At 62.9% G+C, this 20,757-nt stretch carries 31 protein-coding genes; 17 read left to right on the top strand and 14 right to left on the bottom strand.

Annotated features, from left to right (window positions below; all coding sequences use genetic code 11):
• The 3 genes from FJ964_RS14170 to FJ964_RS14160 all read left to right on the top strand — a co-directional run.
• Nucleotides 1-460: class I fructose-bisphosphate aldolase (locus FJ964_RS14170; protein WP_140550931.1), on the top strand; the 460-nt coding region annotated here is incomplete at its 5' end.
• A 167-nt stretch (nucleotides 461-627) separates the two neighbouring features.
• Nucleotides 628-1,359 carry a thioredoxin family protein gene (locus FJ964_RS14165; RefSeq protein ID WP_140550930.1) on the top strand — a complete coding sequence of 244 codons (732 nt, stop codon included), beginning with the start codon at nucleotides 628-630 and terminating at the stop codon, nucleotides 1,357-1,359.
• Between the two features lie 99 nt (nucleotides 1,360-1,458).
• Nucleotides 1,459-2,175 (top strand): SGNH/GDSL hydrolase family protein, encoded by a 717-nt coding sequence (locus FJ964_RS14160; protein WP_140550929.1) that lies wholly within the window; start codon nucleotides 1,459-1,461, stop codon nucleotides 2,173-2,175.
• A gap of 76 nt (nucleotides 2,176-2,251) precedes the next feature.
• Here FJ964_RS14160 and FJ964_RS14155 read toward each other — a convergent pair whose 3' ends face one another.
• Nucleotides 2,252-2,413, bottom strand: coding sequence for a hypothetical protein (locus FJ964_RS14155; RefSeq protein ID WP_140550928.1), 162 nt, complete (start codon nucleotides 2,411-2,413; stop codon nucleotides 2,252-2,254).
• Between the two features lie 168 nt (nucleotides 2,414-2,581).
• On the opposite strand from FJ964_RS14155, the gene FJ964_RS14150 reads away from it, so the two are divergent.
• From FJ964_RS14150 to FJ964_RS14135, 4 genes are all read left to right on the top strand, one after another.
• Entirely contained in the window at nucleotides 2,582-2,749 is a 168-nt protein-coding gene (locus tag FJ964_RS14150) for a hypothetical protein (RefSeq protein ID WP_140550927.1), read from the top strand.
• Between the two features lie 149 nt (nucleotides 2,750-2,898).
• Nucleotides 2,899-3,489: a DJ-1/PfpI family protein gene (locus FJ964_RS14145; RefSeq protein ID WP_140550926.1), complete on the top strand. Its 591-nt coding sequence runs from the start codon at nucleotides 2,899-2,901 to the stop codon at nucleotides 3,487-3,489.
• Between the two features lie 55 nt (nucleotides 3,490-3,544).
• On the top strand, nucleotides 3,545-3,988 hold the full coding sequence (locus FJ964_RS14140; RefSeq protein ID WP_224713206.1) for a hypothetical protein: 444 nt from the start codon (nucleotides 3,545-3,547) through the stop codon (nucleotides 3,986-3,988).
• 89 nt (nucleotides 3,989-4,077) lie between these two features.
• Complete coding sequence (locus FJ964_RS14135; RefSeq protein ID WP_140550925.1) at nucleotides 4,078-4,797, top strand: YafY family protein; 720 nt, start codon at nucleotides 4,078-4,080, stop codon at nucleotides 4,795-4,797.
• A 63-nt stretch (nucleotides 4,798-4,860) separates the two neighbouring features.
• Here the strand turns inward: FJ964_RS14135 and FJ964_RS14130 are convergent, their stop codons facing one another.
• The 3 genes from FJ964_RS14130 to FJ964_RS14120 all read right to left on the bottom strand — a co-directional run bounded on the left by FJ964_RS14130 (nucleotide 4,861) and on the right by FJ964_RS14120 (nucleotide 7,225).
• Complete coding sequence (locus tag FJ964_RS14130) at nucleotides 4,861-5,556, bottom strand: DUF1013 domain-containing protein (protein WP_140550924.1); 696 nt, start codon at nucleotides 5,554-5,556, stop codon at nucleotides 4,861-4,863.
• Nucleotides 5,557-5,878: 322 nt separating this feature from the next.
• Nucleotides 5,879-6,019, bottom strand: a complete 141-nt coding sequence (locus FJ964_RS14125; RefSeq protein ID WP_140500528.1) for a DUF1127 domain-containing protein — start codon at nucleotides 6,017-6,019, stop codon at nucleotides 5,879-5,881.
• A 195-nt stretch (nucleotides 6,020-6,214) separates the two neighbouring features.
• A complete protein-coding gene (locus FJ964_RS14120) occupies nucleotides 6,215-7,225 on the bottom strand; it encodes an NAD(P)H-quinone oxidoreductase (RefSeq protein ID WP_140550923.1) in 1,011 nt (336 codons plus the stop codon).
• 121 nt (nucleotides 7,226-7,346) lie between these two features.
• Here FJ964_RS14120 and FJ964_RS14115 point away from each other — a divergent pair, with 121 nt between their 5' ends.
• The 3 genes from FJ964_RS14115 to FJ964_RS14105 all read left to right on the top strand — a co-directional run bounded on the left by FJ964_RS14115 (nucleotide 7,347) and on the right by FJ964_RS14105 (nucleotide 9,168).
• Nucleotides 7,347-7,541: a DUF1192 domain-containing protein gene (locus tag FJ964_RS14115; protein WP_140500525.1), complete on the top strand. Its 195-nt coding sequence runs from the start codon at nucleotides 7,347-7,349 to the stop codon at nucleotides 7,539-7,541.
• 84 nt (nucleotides 7,542-7,625) lie between these two features.
• On the top strand, nucleotides 7,626-8,873 hold the full coding sequence (locus tag FJ964_RS14110; protein WP_140500523.1) for an MFS transporter: 1,248 nt from the start codon (nucleotides 7,626-7,628) through the stop codon (nucleotides 8,871-8,873).
• A gap of 31 nt (nucleotides 8,874-8,904) precedes the next feature.
• Nucleotides 8,905-9,168, top strand: coding sequence for a metalloregulator ArsR/SmtB family transcription factor (locus FJ964_RS14105; RefSeq protein WP_140550922.1), 264 nt, complete (start codon nucleotides 8,905-8,907; stop codon nucleotides 9,166-9,168).
• A gap of 35 nt (nucleotides 9,169-9,203) precedes the next feature.
• Here the strand turns inward: FJ964_RS14105 and FJ964_RS14100 are convergent, their stop codons facing one another.
• Both FJ964_RS14100 and FJ964_RS14095 read right to left on the bottom strand, forming a co-directional pair.
• Nucleotides 9,204-9,860: a glutathione S-transferase family protein gene (locus FJ964_RS14100; RefSeq protein ID WP_140550921.1), complete on the bottom strand. Its 657-nt coding sequence runs from the start codon at nucleotides 9,858-9,860 to the stop codon at nucleotides 9,204-9,206.
• 46 nt (nucleotides 9,861-9,906) lie between these two features.
• The gene (locus FJ964_RS14095) at nucleotides 9,907-10,791 is read right to left on the bottom strand and encodes an alpha/beta hydrolase (RefSeq protein WP_140550920.1); all 885 of its coding nucleotides are present in this window, start codon (nucleotides 10,789-10,791) and stop codon (nucleotides 9,907-9,909) included.
• Nucleotides 10,792-10,880: 89 nt separating this feature from the next.
• Between FJ964_RS14095 and FJ964_RS14090 the strand changes: the two genes are divergently transcribed.
• The 3 genes from FJ964_RS14090 to FJ964_RS14080 all read left to right on the top strand — a co-directional run bounded on the left by FJ964_RS14090 (nucleotide 10,881) and on the right by FJ964_RS14080 (nucleotide 12,331).
• On the top strand, nucleotides 10,881-11,402 hold the full coding sequence (locus FJ964_RS14090) for a helix-turn-helix domain-containing protein (protein WP_140550919.1): 522 nt from the start codon (nucleotides 10,881-10,883) through the stop codon (nucleotides 11,400-11,402).
• Between the two features lie 76 nt (nucleotides 11,403-11,478).
• The gene (locus tag FJ964_RS14085; RefSeq protein WP_140500515.1) at nucleotides 11,479-11,712 is read left to right on the top strand and encodes a hypothetical protein; all 234 of its coding nucleotides are present in this window, start codon (nucleotides 11,479-11,481) and stop codon (nucleotides 11,710-11,712) included.
• 187 nt (nucleotides 11,713-11,899) lie between these two features.
• Entirely contained in the window at nucleotides 11,900-12,331 is a 432-nt protein-coding gene (locus FJ964_RS14080) for a heme-binding protein (RefSeq protein WP_140550918.1), read from the top strand.
• Nucleotides 12,332-12,333: 2 nt separating this feature from the next.
• On the opposite strand, the gene FJ964_RS14075 is transcribed toward FJ964_RS14080, so the two are convergent.
• The 8 genes from FJ964_RS14075 to FJ964_RS14040 all read right to left on the bottom strand — a co-directional run bounded on the left by FJ964_RS14075 (nucleotide 12,334) and on the right by FJ964_RS14040 (nucleotide 18,123).
• Nucleotides 12,334-12,735 (bottom strand): hypothetical protein, encoded by a 402-nt coding sequence (locus FJ964_RS14075; protein ID WP_140550917.1) that lies wholly within the window; start codon nucleotides 12,733-12,735, stop codon nucleotides 12,334-12,336.
• 181 nt (nucleotides 12,736-12,916) lie between these two features.
• The gene (locus FJ964_RS14070; protein WP_224713223.1) at nucleotides 12,917-13,825 is read right to left on the bottom strand and encodes an agmatinase; all 909 of its coding nucleotides are present in this window, start codon (nucleotides 13,823-13,825) and stop codon (nucleotides 12,917-12,919) included.
• A 76-nt stretch (nucleotides 13,826-13,901) separates the two neighbouring features.
• Entirely contained in the window at nucleotides 13,902-14,576 is a 675-nt protein-coding gene (locus FJ964_RS14065) for an amino acid ABC transporter permease (RefSeq protein ID WP_181172456.1), read from the bottom strand.
• Nucleotides 14,573-15,232: an amino acid ABC transporter permease gene (locus FJ964_RS14060; protein ID WP_140550914.1), complete on the bottom strand. Its 660-nt coding sequence runs from the start codon at nucleotides 15,230-15,232 to the stop codon at nucleotides 14,573-14,575. Before FJ964_RS14060 ends, FJ964_RS14065 begins: the two co-directional genes overlap by 4 nt.
• Before the next feature lie 103 nt (nucleotides 15,233-15,335).
• On the bottom strand, nucleotides 15,336-16,193 hold the full coding sequence (locus FJ964_RS14055) for a transporter substrate-binding domain-containing protein (protein ID WP_140550913.1): 858 nt from the start codon (nucleotides 16,191-16,193) through the stop codon (nucleotides 15,336-15,338).
• A 2-nt stretch (nucleotides 16,194-16,195) separates the two neighbouring features.
• Complete coding sequence (locus FJ964_RS14050; protein ID WP_140500504.1) at nucleotides 16,196-16,690, bottom strand: Lrp/AsnC family transcriptional regulator; 495 nt, start codon at nucleotides 16,688-16,690, stop codon at nucleotides 16,196-16,198.
• 346 nt (nucleotides 16,691-17,036) lie between these two features.
• On the bottom strand, nucleotides 17,037-17,219 hold the full coding sequence (gene rpmF, locus FJ964_RS14045; RefSeq protein WP_008834724.1) for a 50S ribosomal protein L32: 183 nt from the start codon (nucleotides 17,217-17,219) through the stop codon (nucleotides 17,037-17,039).
• Nucleotides 17,220-17,361: 142 nt separating this feature from the next.
• On the bottom strand, nucleotides 17,362-18,123 hold the full coding sequence (locus FJ964_RS14040) for a transglycosylase domain-containing protein (RefSeq protein WP_140550912.1): 762 nt from the start codon (nucleotides 18,121-18,123) through the stop codon (nucleotides 17,362-17,364).
• 78 nt (nucleotides 18,124-18,201) lie between these two features.
• Between FJ964_RS14040 and FJ964_RS14035 the strand changes: the two genes are divergently transcribed.
• The 4 genes from FJ964_RS14035 to FJ964_RS14020 all read left to right on the top strand — a co-directional run bounded on the left by FJ964_RS14035 (nucleotide 18,202) and on the right by FJ964_RS14020 (nucleotide 20,626).
• On the top strand, nucleotides 18,202-19,119 hold the full coding sequence (locus FJ964_RS14035) for a polyprenyl synthetase family protein (protein ID WP_140550911.1): 918 nt from the start codon (nucleotides 18,202-18,204) through the stop codon (nucleotides 19,117-19,119).
• 70 nt (nucleotides 19,120-19,189) lie between these two features.
• On the top strand, nucleotides 19,190-19,945 hold the full coding sequence (locus FJ964_RS14030) for an SDR family oxidoreductase (RefSeq protein WP_140550910.1): 756 nt from the start codon (nucleotides 19,190-19,192) through the stop codon (nucleotides 19,943-19,945).
• A 206-nt stretch (nucleotides 19,946-20,151) separates the two neighbouring features.
• Nucleotides 20,152-20,370: a hypothetical protein gene (locus tag FJ964_RS14025; protein WP_140517598.1), complete on the top strand. Its 219-nt coding sequence runs from the start codon at nucleotides 20,152-20,154 to the stop codon at nucleotides 20,368-20,370.
• Nucleotides 20,371-20,383: 13 nt separating this feature from the next.
• Nucleotides 20,384-20,626, top strand: a complete 243-nt coding sequence (locus tag FJ964_RS14020; RefSeq protein WP_140550909.1) for a hypothetical protein — start codon at nucleotides 20,384-20,386, stop codon at nucleotides 20,624-20,626.
• The last annotated feature ends 131 nt before the right edge of the window (nucleotides 20,627-20,757 follow it).

Genomic DNA, 20,757 nt, shown 5'->3' with positions numbered 1-20,757 from the left:
CATCGACACATGCTATGAAATCTCGAGGGCGACGCTGACGAAGCTCTACGACGAACTCTATGCGGCCCGCGTCGTGCTCGAAGGCACGATCCTGAAACCCAATATGGTGCTGGCCGGCAGGAAGTCGGGCAAGGTGAGCAGTCCTGAAGAGGTCGCGCAAAAGACCATAAAACTGTTCCGCGAGGCCGTGCCGGCGGCGGTGCCGGGCATCGCCTTCCTCTCCGGCGGCCAGGAGGACGAGGAAGCGACCGCCAACCTCAACGCCATCAACGCCATTGGCCCGCATCCGTGGAAGCTGACCTTCTCCTATGGCCGCGCCCTGCAGGCTGCCCCGCAGAAGGCCTGGAGCGGCAAGGCATCCAACGTTGCCGCGGGCCAGGCCGCCTTCACCCACCGCGCCCACATGAACCATCTGGCGGCGCTTGGACAATGGAGGCCGAGCCTGGAGCAGGCTGCCTGACCACGGTTTTCCGTCTCTATCGGACCCGGGCCATGCGCCCGGGTTTTGCTGCGCTCCGCCGGACTTGGGATAAAGCGCCTCCATCCCTATTTCTCTCCAGCGCAGCCGGCGCGATGTCGGCTCACGCCCGTCCCGAACGTCCTTGGGATGAAGCCAGGGAGAGGTTCATGCATCGCAACAAGGTCGTTTCACGCGAGGATTGGTTCCGGGCGCACAAAACGCATCTGGCGCGCGAGAAGGAATTGACGCGATTTCGCGAGCGCATCGCGGCGGAACGGCGCGAATTGCCCTGGCTGAAGGTGAGAAAGGACTACGTCTTCGAAACCGAGCAGGGTCCAAGATGCCTGGCCGAACTGTTCGCCGGCCGCAGCCAGCTGATCGTCTATCATTTCGTGTTCGGTCCCGGCTCGACCCATCATTGCGAAGGCTGTGCGTTCGTCGCCGACCACATCGACGGCGCCAACCAGCATCTGAGACATCATGACGTATCACTTGTCGCGGTGTCACGCGCGCCGCTCGCCGAACTGCTGCCCTACCGAGAGCGCATGGGTTGGAAATTCGACTGGGTCTCATCCTATGCCTCGGACTTCAACTTCGACATGCAGGTGTCGTTCACCGACAAGCAGATCGCATCGGGTGAAGCGATCTACAATTTCGAGACGCCCGTTCTGAAATCGAAAGAATTGCCGGGCACCACCGTGTTCTACCGGGACGAGACCGGCGATATCTTCCTGACCTTCATGTCGCGCGCCCGCGGCAGCGAACAACTGATCGGCGCCTATCAATATCTCGACCTTGCGCCGAAAGGGCGCGACGAGACCGGCCCTTACAGAACCTTGATGGACTGGGTGCGGCTGCACGACCAGTATGGAAACAGGTCGCAAGCGGACAGGGCTTAGGGCATTCAGCGATCCCCTCGAACATTGAACGCTTGAAGGCGTAAGGCGCCGGTGCAAGGATCGTTCACCTCCGGCGCAACATGCGTTAAATGCTGCTCGATGCGACGCTTTCCGGCTCTCCTCACCTGGCTCGCCTTCCCTGTCTATGTCTGGCAGGGGCTTGGCGTGCGCCGACGCACCTCGCGCATGCTGCCCGCGCAAGGCCCGGTCATGCATGAGATCGCCGGCGGGCAGCCGGCGGTCTGGCTGCTGGTGCTGGGCGATTCCTCCGCCGCCTCGGTCGGCATCGAAAAATCCGAGAATGGCCTGGCCGCGCAGCTGGCCGCCCTGATCTCGCAGCGCACCGGCCGCGCCGTGCGCTGGCGCGCCGCCGGGTTCAATTCGGCGACCTCTGGGCAGATCCGCGACCACGTCCTGCCCAATCTCTCGGCGGATCCGTGGACGCATATCGTGCTCGCCATTGGCACCAACGATACCAAGAATTTCCACTCCGTGTCCCGTTTCAAGAAGGCGTTCGGCGGCCTGCTCTACGCGCTGCGCGCCAAGTGGCCCGAGGCCCGCGTGGTGTGGTCTCCTGTGCTGGAGTTCACGCAAGCGCCGGCAATGCCGTCACTGCTCGGCAGGATCCTGGAAATTCGCGCCGGTGAGATGAACCGGATGGGCAAACGTCTTTGCCTCGAACGCGGTGCGGTGCCGGCGCCGCGCTTGCCGATCGCCAATCCCGAAGCCGGCTTCGCCTCGGACGGATTTCATGCTTCGGAAGCCGGTTACCGGGCCTGGGCCGAGCACCTCGTCGGCTGCGTGATCGAAGAGTGATTGCCGCCGGCTGCGTACCGGCCGACATCTTACGCATTCCGGGCGGAAAGCCGCCAGACACCTTCCTGGAACTGCGCTACGTCCAATGTCCAAGCACGGCCGTTATCGAAATGGCCGCCATGGCCAGGAGCGCCAGCTTCCAGAAGTCGCCGCGCCGTTTCAGCCCCGGCCAGCCGAGCGGCTTGATCAACTGGATGATCATGATGCCAAGGATGACGAGGGCGAGGAGTTTCGACATGCCGCCTTTGACCAGCATCGGAACCCGCTGTCAAAGCCTCTCGCAAGGGCCGAACCGGGTCATGCCGGCGCTGATCGGCCATCACTTCGGCGGGCTGACATCCTCCTGACAGACTGCTGTCAGGAGGGGTGTGCGATAGTGGCTCATCGAAGCAAGAGGAGGATAGCCATGAACGGGTTCACCATTCTGCATAACATGAAGCACTATGTCGGCAAGGTGCGCACGATGCGCAATGAGATCCGCACCAGGCGGTTCCTGAATGCATTGCCGGCGGACGTCCGCAAGGATATCGGCTGGCCGGACATGTATGATGGTCTTCATATCCGCGACAATTGAGGCGATTTTTTCTGGCAAGGCTTGGAGGCCGGGATTGCCGCAGCCAGATAGCAAGCCCAGGCAAGCAAGTAACGCGATTCCCGGCGAAGGCGAACTGAACGAGTGCAGCTTGTCGCCGGGGGCTGCGCATCTGGGAATGGAGCAAACGCATGCCTGAGCAAAAGACGATCGGCTTTTTGTTCATCCAAGGCTTCGCCGACTGGGAATATGGCCTGCTGGCCGCCTCGGCGGTCGAATGGTTCGGCGCCCGCGCGGTTTCGCTGACGCCGGACGGCGGACCGGTGAGCGGGATCAGCGGTTTCCGGCTGACGCCCGACCGCTCGGCCGGCGCCGATGAAAATGCCGATCTCGATGCAATCGCCGTCATTGGCTCCGACCGATGGGCGGGCGAGGCGCCGCCCGAGGTCGCGGAATTGCTCAGGGATGTTGCGATGCGGGATGGTGTCGTCGGCGGTATCTGCGCCGGAACGCTGGCGCTGGCCCGAGCCGGCATGTTCGAGAAGGCGAGGCATACCAGCAATGGCCGTGACTGGATCAATCGCCACATTGCCGGCTATGCCGGCAATCATAATTATCAGGACGTGCCGCATGCCGTGTCCGACGGCAAGATCGTTTCCGCGCCAGGTTCGGCGCCCGGCACCTTCGCGCTGGCCTTCCTGAAGACGCTCTATCCTGAACGAAACGGCGAACTTGCCGAGATGCGGACGCTATTCGCCAGCGAGTATGCTGAACGCTCCTGACAGAATGGTGTCAGGAGCGCCATGCCATAGATACGAGCGGTGAACAGGACGAGCGATGAAGAGCTGGACCGACAGATTGAACACGCCGGGGGTCAACGGCATCAAACCGGCCCCGCGCACGGTGGAAGATGGAGCCGAAGACCGGACGATCCTGATGCCGACGGCGCGACAGGTCGACGAATTCATCCCCTCTATTCCCAAAGGCGTCGAGATGGACGTTCGCGCGCTGCGCACGGCGCTTGCTTTTGAACGTGGCGCCGAAGTGACATGCCCGGTCGCGATGGGCTATTATCGGCGTACCGTTGCCGAAGCAGCCATTGAGGATCTCGGGCGCGGCATGACGCTGAGCGATGTCGCGCCCTTCTGGCGCGAGCTCGATGCCAATGACGCCGACAACGAGGAAATTGTCCTTCGGCGCGGAATTTGTGGCCGCGCAGCGCAAGTGCGAAGGCCTGAAACCATGATGCATGCCGCCGAGTGTTCTACGATTTCGGAATAAAGGCATGCGCAAGAACACGATGCATGCAGTCCAAAAGTGGGAACCGGTTTTGGGCGACATGCATAGGAACAACATCGAGGGACCATACGATGCGACGCGCCGACAGGCTCTTCCAGATCGTGCAGCATTTGCGCGGTGGCCGTCTGGTCACCGCGCAGAAGCTTGGCACATGGCTCGAGGTTTCCGAGCGAACCATCTATCGCGACATAGCCGACCTGCAGTCGACCGGAGTGCCGATCGACGGGGAAGCGGGCGTCGGCTACATGATGAGGGAGGGTTTCGACCTTCCACCGCTGATGTTCACGCGTGACGAGATCGTGGCGCTGGTCGCCGGCGCCCGCATGGTGCGTGCCTTTGGCGGTGCGGCCATGGCCCGGGCCGCCGATGAGGCTTTGGTCAAGATCGGCGCGGTGCTGCCCGATGCCGAAAAGGACCGCATCGCCCGCACCGAGATCCACACGCCGATGTGGGTGGTGAGCGACGCCGCGCGCGAGGCGATCGACCTGATCGAGCGCGCCATCGAGAAGCGCCAGGTGCTGACCATCGACTATTCGGACGAAGCTGGCCGCGGCACCGCCCGCGACATCAGGCCCTTGGGCCTTTGGTTCTGGGGCAAGGTCTGGACGCTGGTCGCCTGGTGCGAGATGCGCGACGATTTCCGCGCCTTCCGCATCGATCGCATCGCCTCCGTGGTCATCGCAGGCCGCGTCTTCAAGCCGGAGCGCGGCAAGCAGCTCGCCGATTTTTACCGGGCGGTGGAACGCAGCGAGGATTACGGCATGGCGCCGGAGCGCGCGGCGCGAAGCTGACATCTCCCGACCACATGGAAAAGCCCGCTCGAAGCGGGCTTTTCCATCGAATTCACGAGAATTCTACTCCTCGTCGTCGTTATCCTTGTCCTTCGACTTCAGAGCCGAGAGCTTGGCGAACACGGCGTTGGCGTCGAGTTCGGCATCCTCGTCCTTCGGCTTTTCGGGAGCCGGAACCAGGCGCTCGGTCAGCGCCGCCGGCAGCAATGTGTCGCCGACCGGCTGTGCCTGCTCGCGACCACGCGATGCGCGGTTGACTTCCATGTCAAGATCGATCTGCGAGGCGAGACCGAGCGTCACCGGGTCCATCGGCTGCAGGTTGGCGGAGTTCCAGTGTTTGCGCTCGCGGATCTGCTCGATCGTGGACTTGGTGGTGCCGACCAGACGCGAGATCTGCGCGTCCTTCAATTCGGGATGGTTGCGCACCAGCCAGAGAATGGCGTTCGGCCGGTCCTGACGCTTCGACAGCGGGGTATAGCGCGGCCCCTTGCGCTTGGATTCCGGCACCCGCACCTTGGGGTCCGAGAGCTTCAGCCGCTGGTTCGGATCCTTCTCGGCACGCGCGATCTCGTCGCGGGTAAGCTGGCCGGTCATGATCGGATCCATGCCCTTGATGCCTTGCGCCGATTCGCCGTCGGCGATCGCCTTGACCTCGAGCGGATGCAGCCCGCAGAATTGTGCTATCTGCTCGAAGGAAAGCGCGGTGTTGTCGACCAGCCAGACGGCGGTCGCCTTGGGCATCAGCAGGGTGTTGGCCATTTAAAAAATCCTTCTCGTTCGCCCGCGTTCCCGCGCGGGCGGTGGTTTAGAGCCACCAAAATGGGAAATTCGAGGGTTATATAACCGCTCTGCGGCGCTTCCGCAACGTTTTTGGGAATGCGTTTTTGGGAACGCGCGTCGATCTGGCAGCCACACCGGGGGCGGATCGATCAGGACCGGCACGCAAATGGCGCCGCGAATATGGGATCCAGAAAGACAAAACCCGCCGGACAAGGTCCGGCGGGTTCGGAACCGGCGACGAGCAAGCGTCTGCGGCGGCTCTGCTTTGCGACCCTGCATGGCGGCAGGGCGGTTCTTGAAGTCAGATCGCCTGGCGGGCGATCTTTTCGATGTCGGCGCGATTGATACCGAGATCGCTGAGCTGGCGCGCATTGAGGCGGTTCAGTTCGCGCACGGTCTCGTTGTACATGCGCCAGTTACGGAAAGCGCGGATCGGGTTCATGTCAGTCCTCCAAATGGGGTGTTCGTTTCGATGATGCTCAAATAGTCATCATCGAGCGGCACTTGAATGGCTGATTTTGCATAGCAATGATGCAAATGCTGCATTGCACCATTAAGCTTTTGTTCAGCTTACAGGCAGGGACCGGGATCGCGGGTATGAGCCCGCCTCCGCCGGCCGGCATCGGCAATGTTGGCGTCAGCCGACGTCGAGCACGATCTTGCCGATATGATCGCCTTCCTCCATACGCTCATGCGCCCGCCAGGCATCGGCGAGCGGGAAGATCATGTCCATTACGGGCGCGATCCGGCGCGTGCCGAGCAACGGCCACACCTGCGCTTCGAGCGCGGCTGCCAGCGCCGCCTTGAACTCAACGGTGCGCGGCCTCAGTGTCGAACCGGTATGAACAAGCCGCTTGACCATGATTTTCGAGAAATCGGCGCTCGCCACCGCGCCGCCTTGCAGGGCGATCTGGACGATCCGGCCCTCGATCGCCGCGGCCTCGTAGTTGCGCGCCACATAGTCGCCGCCGACCATGTCGAGGATGACGTCGGCACCCTTGCCGTCCGTCACTTCCTTGACCGCCGCGACGAAATCCTCCTCGCGGTAGTTGATCGCCCGGTCGGCGCCGAGCTTCAGGCAGGCATCGCATTTCTCCTTGTTGCCGGCCGTGGTGATAACATGGGCGCCGAAGGCAGATGCAAGCTGGATCGCCGTCGTGCCGATACCCGAAGAGCCGCCATGGACCAGCAGCGTTTCGCCTTTCTTCAAGCCGCCGCGCTCGAACACATTGTGCCAGACGGTGAAATAGTTTTCCGGCACGGCCGCCGCTTCCGTGTGGGTGAAACCGGCCGGCAGCGGCAGCACGCTGCCGGCATGAACCTTGACATATTCGGCATAGCCGCCGCCGGGGGTGAGCGCGCAGACGCGCTCGCCAAGACGCCAGCGAGAGATCTCGTCGCCCAGCGCGGCCACTTCGCCCGACGCCTCCAGGCCCGGCAGGTCCGACGCGCCGGGCGGCGGCGGATAGGCGCCCTTGCGCTGCTGCACGTCGGGCCTGTTGACGCCGGCGGCGCGCACCTTGATCAATATCTCGCCGGGACCGGGCACAGGCACATCGCGCGTCTCCGGTTTGAGCACCCTGGGCCCACCCGGCTCCGAGATCGCGATGGCCGTCATCCTTGCCGGAATTTTATATCCGCTCGCCATGAAATCTCCCGTCTTTCCTCGCCGCATTCTTACCGGCTGTTTGCATCGACGCCCCTGTCCTATGTATGCTCATTGGCAAATCAGGCAAATGGCCAATCGGTATGGCGGAGGAGGAGCACAAATGGCGATCTTCGACGACGAACCCAAGAAGAAGGCGCGTCCGCACGAGATCGGCCAGGACCTGTCGCTGCTCTCCGTCGGCGAGTTGTCGGAACGGATCGGCATCCTGCGCGACGAGATCGCCCGGCTGGAGGCTGAACTCAAGTCGAAGGACAGTACCAAATCCGCGGCCGAGGCGCTGTTCCGCCGCGGATAAAGCCGGAAAGATCCGCCGCCGAAAAGCCCGAATGCGACTGTCTTCAGACTCTGCGTCTTTCCTCGATTTCAGCCGGATCAAAAAATGCTCGCAGCCTACAGACCGATCCTTTCGCTGCTTCGCGGCACCGCCTTCCTTTTGGCAGCGTCGGGATTGCACGGCCTGCTGTTGCCCCTGCGCGGCCAGGTGGAAGGCTTCTCCACCGCATCTCTCGGCCTGATGGGCACGGCCTGGGCCGGCGGCTTCGTCACCGGCTGCTTCTTTGCGCCACGCATCGTGCGCCGTGCCGGCCACGTGCGCGCCTTCGGCGCCTTCGCCGCGTCCGGCGCCATCGTTGCGCTGCTCACCGGACTGGTCATCGACGAATATGTCTGGATCCTGCTGCGCGCCTTCACCGGCTTCACCATGGCCGGCGCCTTCATGGTCATCGAAAGCTGGCTGAACGAGAAGGCCACCAACGAGAATCGCGGCACCGTCTTCGGCCTCTACATGATGGTCACCTATGCCTCGATCATGGGCGGGCAGATGATCGTGGCCGGCGGCGACGTGAAATCGGCCTCGCTGTTCATGATCACCGGCATCCTGTTCTGCCTGTCGCTGATCCCGACCGCGGTATCGACCGCCTCGCACCCCAAGCCGCTCCAGGACGTCAAGCTCGACGTCAAGGGGCTCTACGCCAACTCGCCGGTCTCGGCCATCGCTTGCGTCCTCATCGGCATCGCCAACGGCGCATGGGGCACGCTTGGCGCCGTCTACGGCGCCCGCATCGGCATCTCCACCGCCGAGATCGCCTTGATGATGAGCCTGGTGGTGGTGGCGGGCGCCGCCATGCAGCTTCCGGCCGGGCGTTTCTCCGACAAGACCGACCGGCGCTTCGTGCTGGCGGGTGCCGCTTTCGGCGCGGCGCTGTTCGCGCTCTTGATCTTCCTGTTCGAGCCGCGCTCCGGCGTCTTCGTCATCGTCTTCACCGCCGCCTACGGTGCCTTCGCCTATACGCTCTATTCGATCGCCGTGGCGCATGCCAACGATCACGCAAGTGCCGAGGACTTCGTCAAGGTTTCGGGCGGCCTCCTGCTGCTCTACGGCTTCGGCACCATGATCGGCCCTTTGCTGGCGGCCGCCCTGATGGGCTGGATGCGCCCCGAGGGCCTGTTCCTTGCGACCGCGTTCGCGCATCTTTCTCTGGCAGGCTACACGCTGCTGCGCATCAGCCGCCGTGCGCCGGTACCGATCGAGGACCGCGATGCCTTCAAGACGCAGCCCGCCGACCGTTCGGTGACGCCGGAAGCATTGCGGCTCGACCCAAGAAGAAAAGCAGAAGCAAACGGTTGAGATTCGAAGAACTTTGCCCCACAAATGAGGCATGATGCTTTCCGACGCGTTCGTGGCGATCGCCGACCCCAACCGGCGCCATCTCCTGGAAGAACTTCGACGCGGCCCGAAAACCGTCAATCAACTGGCAGCCGGGCTGCCGGTCTCACGCCCGGCGGTATCGCAGCATCTGAAGGTGTTGCTCGATGCCGGCCTTGTCCACGCCAAGGCCGAAGGCACGCGGCGCGTCTATACGGTGAGCAATGCCGGCTTCCTGAAACTTAACATCTGGCTCGACCAATTCTGGCAGGATTGATCATTCCTGTTCAAACGCCCGATCAAGCACCACGATCAGCCATCATTATACGGGAAGAGCTTGAAATAGGGCTGCGCCTCCTCGATCACCCTGATGAAGGCCGGCCGCTGCAACAGCCGGTCATGATAGCGCTTCACGGCAGGATATTTGTCGCCGAACGGCTCGACCTTGTTGGCGTAGAACAGAGCCGGGGATGCCGCGCAATCAGCCATGGTGAAGGCATCACCCACAGCCCAGCTCCTCGACGCCATCTCCTGTTCGATGATCGCGTAGGAATTGCGCAACTGGTCGCGCGCCTGTTCGACGCCGAACGGATCGGTCCTGCCTTCCGGGCGCAGCCGGTCGCCGACGATCTTCTGCATCGGTTCCTGGACATAGAGATCGTAGAAGCGATCGGCCTGGCGAGCCGCGATGGCGAGGTCGATGTCGGCCGGGACGAGTTCGACCGGCCCGGGATAGTGCACGGCCAGATACTCGATGACGATGGTCGATTCCAGCACGGTGCGATCGCGCGTATCGTCGCGCAAGGCAGGCATCTTGCCCGAAGGCGCTATCTCCAGGAAGGCCGCGCGCGACTGCTGGTCGCCGAGGTCGACGATGACGGACGCGAACGGCGTGCCGTTCTCGTAGAGCGCGATCAGCGGCTTCCAGCAGAACGAGGCCAGCGGATGGTAGTGAAGCGTCAGGGACATTTTTGCTCACCTGTCTCGGGGTTCACGTCGCCTAGTACTGAAATGTTCACTTAACTATTGCCCAAACTTGTGGCGTCAGGACCGCGCTTTGAGTGCCAATCGGCCGGATATGAGCGACGATGCCGGCGACGATCACATCCCAATCCTCCAGATGCAGTTCGTGGCCACCGCCCTCAACCCGGAGGAGTTTCGCGCCGGCGACCGCCCTGGCCAGCGCTTCGCCATGCTCGACCGGAAAGAGGGGATCGGCCGTACCATGGATGACCAGCAGCGGCGCCTTCATCTCATGCAGCCGGCCCCTCCATCGGTCGCTATCGCCTTTGAGCAGGAAATGATTGGTCGCGCTGAGCAAGCCGCCGGAGCGATCATAGTCCCGCTCGATGAAGGCTCTCATGCGGCCCTCGTCGAAGGGATGCGCTGTGCTGGCGATCGCCCTGGTATCTTTGATCATGAAGTCGATGACCTGGCGGCGATCCGACCAGTCGATGTGCGCGCCTTCAGCCGAATGTTCGATATAGGCATCGCTGGTCTGCGGCAGGTTCGAGGTGTCCACTCCCAGGGGCGAGCTGCTGATCACGGTCAGCGACGCGACGCGGGATGGATGCTTGAGTGCCACAAGCTGCGCGATCATGCCGCCCGACATGCCGGCGATATGCGCCTTGGCGAGGCCGTGGCTGTCGAGAACGCCGATCGCATCGTCGGCGATGTCGTCGAATGTGTAGGGTGGCTCCCCAGGCGGGTATTTGGTCGATCGGCCGGTATCGCGATTGTCGTAGCGGAGCACGAACAGTCCGGCGCCGGCGAGCTTCCGGCAAAGCGCCTCCGGCCACCACAGCATCGAGGCCATCGCTCCCATGATCAGCAACAGAGCGGGGTCGGCGGGGTCGCCAAAGGCTTCGGATATGATATCGGGGCGTCCGGTCTTCGTCATCGCGTGGCCTCCTCATCTGCTTGCATTTTGCAATCGGTTGCATCATAATAAAACCGATACGATAATGCAACCGGTTTTGGAGACATCGAATGAACATCGATCGCCGCTCGGGTTGCCCGATCAATCTCTCGCTGGAAGTGTTCGGCGACCGCTGGAGCCTGATCATCCTTCGCGACATGATTTTTGGCGGCAGGCGCCATTTTCGCGAATTGCTCAACGGATCGATGGAAGGCATTGCCTCCAACATACTGGCCGACCGGCTGAAGCGGCTGATGGATCTGGGCATGCTGACCAAGGCCGACGATCCCTCGCACAAGCAGAAGGCGATCTACAGCCTGACCGAAATGGCGATCACGCTGGTGCCGATCCTGGCCCATCTCGGCGCCTGGGGCCGCGTCTGGCTGCCGGTCAGCGAGGAATTGTCGATCCGCGCCGAGCTTCTGGAGAAGGGCGGACCACCGCTCTGGGAGAAATTCATGGACGAGTTGCGCCATGAGCATCTCGGCACGCCTCTCGATCCAGCGTCCGGCCCTTCTGTACGCGCGACCCTGCAGGCCGCCTATGAGGCCGTTGTCGCCAGCAAGGCTCTCAGCACCGACACGGCCGCTTGACCAACTATTTTCCCCGTTGAGTGGCCGGCTCTGCTACAAGAGGCCGAAAATCACGTCACGAGATTGGAACAGACTCTTGGTTGAGAACTCTAGGGATACTGCCCGCGCGCGCGCCGATCTGCGCTTCAAGAAGCAGGAAGAAGCGGCCACGGTCCGACAGAAGGCGATGGCCGAGTATGTCGCCGAGAGCGATGCTCGCAAGGTCAAGACCGACAAGCTGCGGGCGCTGCGGCTGGCCAAGGAAGCCGAAGACCTTGCCAACGCGCCGGCAGTGCCCGCCAAGAAGCCCGCCCGCGCCAAGAAAAAGTAGCACGCCGCTCCCCGGTCGCTTCGTTGCCGGCCCTGAGCCGTTGGCCGTTGATCGCATTGGGATCGCGGCGTCAGCGCGATCCAAGTGGCGCCTTCACCCGCTTTCCAGCGCGAAGCAATTTCAACCGGAACCTGGATTGTCTCGTCCGGCTGGCTGCCGATGATTGTCCGTTCAATAGGAGATCGCCATGACCGCACTGCCGCTCGACAAAGCCCTCGAGATCATCGATGCCGCCTTCACCAAGGGCGCGGAGCTCAAGCTCAGGCCGCTCGGCGTCTCGGTGCTCGACGCCGGCGGCCATCTCGTCGCCTTCCACCGCCAGGACGGCGCCTCGTTCCTGCGCCCGCAAATGTCCGCCGGTAAGGCCTATGGCGCGCTCGCCATCGGCATGGGCTCGCGCCGCGTCGAGGCCTTCGCCAAGGAGCGTCCGCATCTCATGACAGGCATCTCCGATGTCTCGGGCGGACGCGTGTTGCCGGTGGTGGGCGGCGTGCTGATCCGCGACAAGGCAGGCAGCATCATAGGCGCCGTCGGTATTTCCGGCGACAGCTCGGACAATGACGAAGCCGCGGCCATCGCCGGCATCGAGGCCGCCGGCTTCACCGCCGATCCGGGCTGAGGTTAATTCAGGTTGATATCCCTGCTCGCCGACCGCATGGACACCGAGAAGCCGGCGAGCACATCGAATAGCGCGATGATCATCAGCGTGAAGAAGACCGAGTGCGCGGCGCCCTTGACCAGCAGGAACTCGATCAGGAAGGCCACGAAGACCAGCGTCGATAACAGATGGTCCATGATCGAGGAATTCGTGGTGCGCGCCGATTTCACGATCTCGACGAAGAGGAAGATGAGCCCGATCAGCACAATTAGGTCGCCGAGCGTCATCGAGAACACCCCGCCCGACATCATGCCGACGGAAAAGACCTCGCTCGTCCACGGATCGTCACCGCTGCCGAATATTCCGAGCAGCCCGAGATTGTAGAGAACAAAAGGCACGATCAGCAGCGGGACGGCACCGAACATCTGGCGTCTCCATTTGGGGGCACCTCTTTTGTAGAGTGCGCCAGCGGCACGCCGTCAAGAATTTTCGCAGCACGCCCCGAACACGCTAGAAGACCGGATGCAACAACGATGTCAGCCGGTTGTCCGGCCGACATCTCTGAAATCGAGCCGCGGGATGCGTGAACGCGCACCCCGCTCGCGATCAGCGCTTGAAGTAGCCGGCGCGCACGGCCGCGCCGATGACGTTGAGGATGATATGGCCGGCCGTCATCGAGGTGATCTCGTTGACGTCGCGCGCCGGCGCGATCTCGACGATATCCATGCCGACCAGCCTTCCTTTGCCGACCAGCCCCTTGATGAGTTCAATCGTCTGCCGGTAGCTGACGCCGCCCGGCTGTGGCCCCTCGACCGCCGGCATCACCGCCGGGTCGAGGCCGTCGGCATCGATGGTGAGATAGTAGCGGCCGCCGTCGGGAATTCGCTTCAGGAGCGCCGCGGTGCCGATGTCCTGCCATTCATTGGTGGTGATGATGTTGGCGCCATAAGCGCGGGCGGCCTCGACCTCCTCGGTGCGCGCGCTGCCCTGGCCACGGACGCCGACCTGAAAGATATCCTTGATATGCGCCATTTCCGAGGCCCGCCGGATGGTGCTGGAATAGCCCTCCTTGACCCCGTTGACGTTGTCACGCCAGTCGAGATGGGCGTCGAGCTGAACCAGCGTGATCGGACCCTCGCCATCGAGCGCCCGGAAGATCGGGATCGGAATGCCGTGGTCGCCGCCGATGGTGATCGGCAATGCGCCCGCGGCGCGGATCTTGCGGATCGCCGCTTCGGCTCTGCCGTAGTGCCCGACATGATCGGCCGCCGCGCCGGGAACGTCGCCGACGTCTACCACCTTGATGTCCTTGCCGTCGAAGACTGGCCCACCAATGTCGAAATCATAGCGGTCGAGCGCCTGGCTGATCCGCTGCGAGGCGCGCCGAACCGCGGTCGGCGCATTGGTCTGGTCGTTGATCAGCTCGTCGATCGTGTAGGGATCGCCATAGGGCATGCCGATGATGGCGACATCGGCCTTCAGCGTGCCGAGATCCTCGACCAGCGGAAAGTTCATGAATGTCTGGAAGACGTCGCGCGGCGCGATGGTGAGCTTGGACATGGGGACTCCTCTGCGTTGAAAGCTTTTTGGATCAGGCGCCACGGCGGGCTGCGAGATGGGGCTGCAGCCTATGCTCCAGGCTGCGCGAGATCGCTGCCACGAGGGCCGTCAGCCCCCAGTACAGCAATGCGATGGCGGTGAAGATCTCCACCGGCGAGAAGGTGCGGCCAATGATGTTCTGGGCCATGTAGGTGAGTTCCGGCACGGTGATCGCCGACAGGATCGCCGATTCCTTGATCAGCGTGATGGTGAGATTGGTGGCCGCGGGCAGGATGTAGCCGAGCACCTGCGGAACCAGGATCTTGCGGAAAATGGTCAGGTAGCGCAGCCCCAGCGCGTAGCCGGCCTCGACTTGGCCGTACGAAATCGACTGGATCGCGCCCCTGATGATCTCGGCGGAATAGGCGCTGGCATAGGCTGACAGCGCGCCGATCGAAACAACCACCGGGGAGAGCCTGACACCGAACATCGGCAAGGCGTAGAACAAAAGGAAGATCTGGATCAGGAACGGAATGTTGCGGAATATTTCGACATAGGCGGAAACGATTGCCGCCGGCACCCGTCCGCCGCGCAGCCGGATCAGCGCCAGCACGGTGCCGAGCGCGAAGCCGAACGGCAGTGCGACAGCGCACATCAGCACCGTGTTGCCGAAGCCCTTGGCGAGTATGTGCCAGTTGTCCGCTATGACGGAAAAATCGAAGCTCATGCGCGTGCGCCTCGCGCCTTGAATTCCAGATGCCTGGTCAGCAGGCTGCATGAGAGCAGCACGACGAAATACAGCACCGCCGCGATGCAGAAGGCCTCGACCGGCCGGTAGGTCACGTTCATGATGTTCTGCGCGGTGCGGGTCAGTTCCACCACCGCGATCACCGACAGGATCGAGGATGCCTTCACCAGCATGGTGAACTCGTTGACCATCGGCGGGATAATGGCGCGGAAGAGCTGCGGCAGGATGACCTTGAACCAGGTCACGGCAGGCTTCAGCCCGAGCGCCTTGGCCGCCTCGTACTGGCCGGCGGGAATGCGCGTCAGCCCGGCGCGCAGGATTTCGGCGACGAAGGCCGCGCTGTTGAAGCTGAGCGCCAGCACGCCGGCCAGGAGCGGCGGCAGGTCGATGCCGACGAGGCCCGGCAGCACGTAGTAGACCATAAAGATCTGCACGATCAGCGGCGTGCCTCGGATGAAGCTGGTGTAGAGCGCGCCGATCCAGCGGATCACGCGCCAGCGCGACCTGCCACATGCGAGCAGGCCGAAGCCGATCAATGTGCCCACCAGAAACCCCAGCGCCGAGACACCCAGCGTGATGCTGGCGCCGGCCAGGAATTCCGGCAGGAAGGTCAGCGTCTTTGAAAAATGGAACATTTTTCAGCTCGAATGATCCCTGAACGTCCGGCCCATCCGAGACCGGCGCGTCCAATGACTGGAACCGCCGGTCCGGCAGCGCAGGGGCGCCTGGTCGGCGGGCTTAGAGCGCGCCAGGCGGCAGATAGCCCTCGTCGGGCGTCTTCATCTCGAACCCGAACCATTTGAGCTGAAGCTCCTTCAGCTTGCCGCTGTCTTTCAGCTCGCCGATCTTGGCGTTGATGAAGGCGCGCAGATCCTTGTCCTCCGGCCGCACCACCCAGGACAGATAGGAGAATTCGCCGATCGAGCCGACGACCTTGTAGGTGTCGGGAACGTTCTTCATCAGAACGGCCGCCGAAGGCGAGGCGATGACGATGGCGTCGACCTGGCCGGAGGCCAGAGCGACATGGGTCTCGGGAAAGGAGGTGAACAACTTCAGCTCGCCGACACCCTTGCCGCCCTTATCCTTGAGCTCCTTGTCATAGGCCTCGATGATGGGCTGCACGGAGGAGGCGAGTTGCGTGGCCACCACCATGCCGTTGATGTCCTCCGGCTTCTTGATGCGCTCCTCGTCGACGCGCACGACGATGACGTTCTCGAACGAACCGGTCGGCCGCGTGTAGGCGTATTTCGCCGCCCGCTCGGCGTTGATGCCGGTCGAGGTCGCCATCAGGTCGAACTTCTTGGCCAGCAGCCCCGGCAGCAAGCCTTGGAAAGGCAGGTTGAGCTGGTCGAGCTTCACGCCGAGCTGGCTGACCACATAGTCGAGAATGTCCTTGTTATAGCCAACGATCTGGCCGTCGCGGACGAATTCGAACGGCTCGAACGCGGCCTCGGTTCCGACGAGGATGGTGCCGCGCTGCTTGATTTGGTCGACCAGCCCATCGGCATGGGCGGCGGTAGCGAACGGCAGGAGGAGCGGCGCGGCGGCAAGAAGGGCCAGAACGCGGCGGCGCGAAGCGGAAAGAAACTCACCCATTGTTACCCTCTTTTTTCTTCGGTTTTGCTGTGCTGGTAAGCCCGGCCGCTATGCTTGAAGACGCGACCGATCATGTAGCTCTCGGAATCCTTGATCCCGGGAACGTTGGCCAGTTCACTGACGAGGAAATCGTGCAGGCTGGTCGTGGATGGCAAAGTGAGCTGGATGATGATGTCGAACGGCCCGGTCATGGCGTAGACGCTGTCGACGAACGAGTATTCCGATAGTTTTCGAGCAACGCTGATGATGTGCTCGCGGTCGACGTCGAGCCCGACAATGGCCGCAATGCCGACATCGCTGCGCAAAGGGCGCACGACCGCCTGGATGCAGATATCGGGGTCCTCGAGCACACGGGCCATTTTCCGCCGCACCGTCGCTTCGGTGACGCCAATGCGCTTGGCGATATCCACGCTCGACATCCGCCCATCGACCTTGAGTTGGGAAAGCACGGCCTGCTCGGTATCGTCGAGATCACTTGTGCTGACGAAATCCCACATCGAATTCCCAATCTGTGTCGATTTCCGACTATAAATTCAAAAATTACATAAGAAACCGTCTATGGCAATCCCACAGATTGCGAAAAACACCGAGCGACGCTGCCTCCGGCGGCGCCGGGCATCGGGCTCACGGTTCGATTATTGGGAAAAGTCGTGCCGACCGATGTCGATGGCGATGTCCGGCACTAATCGGCCATGCCTCGAGGATGCACGATGAGGCGGCGTCCGGGCCGATCGGAGATCAAGGCCTGGAGACGCAGCTACGCTGTCGGTCGTCGGACCCGACAGACGCAAAAAGACCGGCCAGCGGCCGGTCTTTTTAGCTCAAACATCAGGAAAGCTGGTCTCAGCTTTCCTTGGGCGTCAGCACCTGGCGGCCGCGATACATGCCGGTCTTCAGGTCGATATGGTGCGGGCGGCGCATTTCGCCGGAGTTCTTGTCCTCGACATAAGTCGGGGCCTTGAGGGCGTCTGCCGAGCGGCGCATGCCGCGCTTGGACGGAGAGGTTTTTCGTTTCGGAACGGCCATGGATATGCTCCACTACATGGTCAAAAGCCCCGCCCGCCCTCGTGAAAGGGCCGTGTCAGGGGCCGGAATCTGAGAAAGTCGGGTGCCTATACACGCCCGGTGCCGTTTTGGCCAGCGCTGCCCGCGAATTTTTTTATGTCGGCTACTGGAGGCAGCCGACATAAGCGCCGGATCGACCGGCGCGCCGCTCGATCAGGTTGGCCAGCCTCCTCAGCCCTGGCCCGGGCTTGGCCGGGTTGCGGGCGATCGGATTTGGCAAGCTGACGGCAAGCAGCGCGGCCTGCCGGCGCGACAGCTGTTTTGCCGAAACGCCGAAATGGTGCCGCGCCGCCGCCTCGATGCCGTAAATGCCCGGCCCCCACTCGGCGATGTTGAGGTAGATTTCCATGATGCGCCGTTTCGACATCACCGCGTCGAAGTACACGGCCAGCGGCAACTCGACGACTTTACGAACCGTGCCCAGCGGACGGGACCACAAAAACAGGTTCTTCACCGTCTGCATGGTGATGGTCGAAGCGCCGCGCGTCCCCTCGCCGGCCAGCGCGTCGTCGACGACACCCCGCAATTCGCCGAGATCGACGCCGCGATGGAAACAGAACTGTCCGTCCTCCGACATGATCACCGAATTGGCCAGCACCGGTGCCACGTCGTCGATCGAAACCCAGCGGCGGTCATAGCCGGAGAAGGTGGCAAGGTCCTTCAGCATCAGCGTCGACACCGGATGCACGAAAGACGGCAGATAGAGGAACGTCAGCACCGTAGGGATAAGCGCCAGCACGGCAGCCACGACGATACCGCGCCGGACCCAGCGTTTGAGAGCACGACGGTTCACGCCACGGGATCTCGTCGCCATGTCCAGCTTTTCGGTTTCATGATCGACGATCGGTTCCGCCAAGTCGCCCAACCCGTGTCTCTCCTTCCCCCGGCATAATGGCGCTTGTCTTCTTGCGCAACGTCTGAGTGTCGGCTACCGGTCCGGGCCATGACGAATGACAATGAAATGGCGTTCGAAACGGCGCTCGTTGCGCGGGCCGCCGCCGTCGAGACGTTGCTGCGGCGATTGCTCGACGACCGCGCGCTCACGGGCGAGATCGCGCGGCCCAAGCGCCTTATGGCGGCGATGCGGCACGGCGTGCTCAACGGCGGCAAGCGCCTGCGCCCCTTTCTGGTGATGGAAAGTGCGGCGCTGTTTTCCGCCGACGGCGAAGCGGCACTGCGCGTGGCGGCCGCACTGGAATGCGTACACTGCTATTCGCTGATCCATGACGACCTGCCGGCGATGGACGACGACGATCTGCGCCGCGGCCAGCCTACCGTGCACAGGGCCTTCGACGAGGCGACCGCCATCCTGGCCGGCGACGCCCTGCTGACGCTTGCCTTCGACATCGTCGCCGACGAGACAACGGCGCTGCCGGCGGAGCGGCGGGCCGCCCTTGTGCTGGCGCTCGCCCGCGCCGCCGGGACCGGCGGCATGGTCGGCGGCCAGACGCTGGACCTCGAGGCCGAGCGCATCGCGCCGGACGAGGCCGGGATCATCCGGCTGCAGGCGATGAAGACCGGTGCGCTGATCCGCTTTGCCTGCGAGGCGGGCGCGGTCGTCGCCGGCGTGCCTGCCGAGGATCGCGAAAGACTGGCCGAGTTCGGCTCGGCGATCGGGCTTGCCTTCCAGCTTGCCGACGATCTTCTCGATTTGACCGCGGATGCCGCACAGATGGGCAAGGCAACGGGCAAGGACGCCGCCGCCGGCAAGGCAACGCTGGTGGCGCTGCACGGGGAGGCATGGGCACGCGCCCAGTTGCATGGCCTTGTCCATCAGGCGCATGCGCTGCTCGAACCCTATGGTGAGCAGGCCGGCCTGCTGAAGGCAGCCGCGACCTTCGTGGCGAGGCGCAACAATTGAGATCGGGGCAGACCCCGAGGCTTGGCGTGAAGGTTTCTGTTTGACGAGCCAATCGGGAGGATCAGGTTCGATGTCGACCAAATTGTTCGATCTCAGCGGGCGCACCGCGCTCGTAACCGGCTCCTCGCAAGGCATAGGCTTCGCCTTGGCCAAGGGTTTGGCCGAAGCCGGCGCCAGAGTGATCCTCAACGGCCGTGATGAGGCAAGGCTCGCCGCGGCGATCAGGCAGATCCCCGGAGCGGAAAAGCTGGCCTTCGATGCTACCGATCATGAAGCGGTCCGCTCGGCGATCGACGGTTTCGAATTGGGCGGCGGACCAATCGACATTTTGGTGAACAATGCCGGCATGCAGTTCCGCGCGCCGCTCGAGGAGTTTCCCGCCGATGCATTCGAGCGCCTGCTGCAGACCAATGTCGCCAGCGTCTTCCATGTCGGCCAGGCCGTGGCGCGCCATATGATCGGCCGCGGCCGTGGCAAGATCATCAACATCGCCAGCGTGCAGACCGCGCTCGCCCGTCCGGGCATCGCGCCCTACACGGCAACGAAAGGCGCGGTCGGCAACCTGACCAAGGGCATGGCGACGGATTGGGCCAAACACGGCCTGCAATGCAATGCCGTTGCACCCGGTTATTTCGATACGCCGCTCAACGCTGCCCTTGTCGCCGACCCTGCGTTCAGCACCTGGCTGGAAAAGCGCACCCCGGCCGGACGCTGGGGAAAGGTCGAGGAACTGGTCGGCGCCTGCGTCTTCTTGGCCAGCGACGCTTCCTCTTTCGTAAACGGCCATATTCTCTATGTGGACGGCGGCATCACAGCGTCGATCTGATCCGCCGCGCCGAACAGGCCGGCGCGCCAAATGCTGCCCGATCGATAATCGGTTGACGCGGAACTGACGTCACTCGTGGCAGCATTCCGCTGTTCGGAGATACACGGCTGCGGTGGCCTCACTCCCCGCCAGAGCGTTTGGGGACTTGCGTTTCGGGAACAATTGCACCCGTCGCGACGTTCGGGACCAGAAGCAGGAGGCATCCCATGAACGACAACAAGCATCGCAAACAGCCGAGGCCAAGCGATCGCGACTTGCGCAACGACCCCGGCATCGGCGCATCCAAAGGCACCATCAAGGGTGGCGACATCCTTGACGACGACGAGGAGCTCGATGGCGAAAATACTTTTCGGGGCGATGTCGAGAACGACACCACCCCACAAGGCGGTGTGAACCCCGACCAGACCGGCCGGACGAACAAATAGAGGGAGATATCCCATGACCGGCAAGAAGACCCACGAACAGCAGATGCAAATCATCGAGGAGCGGGTGAACACCAAGAATGCGGACAAGAATTTCAATGCCGAGGACGAACTGAAGCGGTCGAAGCAGGAGAGAACGGCTCGCCAGCAGGGCCAGGCGCTCAGGGGCGGCGACGTCGATCTGGTCGATGCCGACGACCGCGAAATGCTTCGCGGCTCGAACCAGGAATCCCGGCATCACAAACGGTCCGCGGATTGAAGGAATATCCGAAGGTTGACCGTTCCTTGAAGTGCCGCGGCCCTTCATCTCGGCGCAGCCGGCGGGATACATGGGAGGCTCTGCGGGAATCCGAGATTCTCGGTCGCCAGAACGAAATCTTAATGTAAATC

Origin of the sequence: Mesorhizobium sp. B2-3-2 (assembly GCF_006442295.1) — a bacterium.
GTDB lineage: Bacteria > Pseudomonadota > Alphaproteobacteria > Rhizobiales > Rhizobiaceae > Mesorhizobium.
Note: the sequence above shows the minus strand (reverse complement) of the source record. Positions and strands in the feature narration are given on the sequence as shown.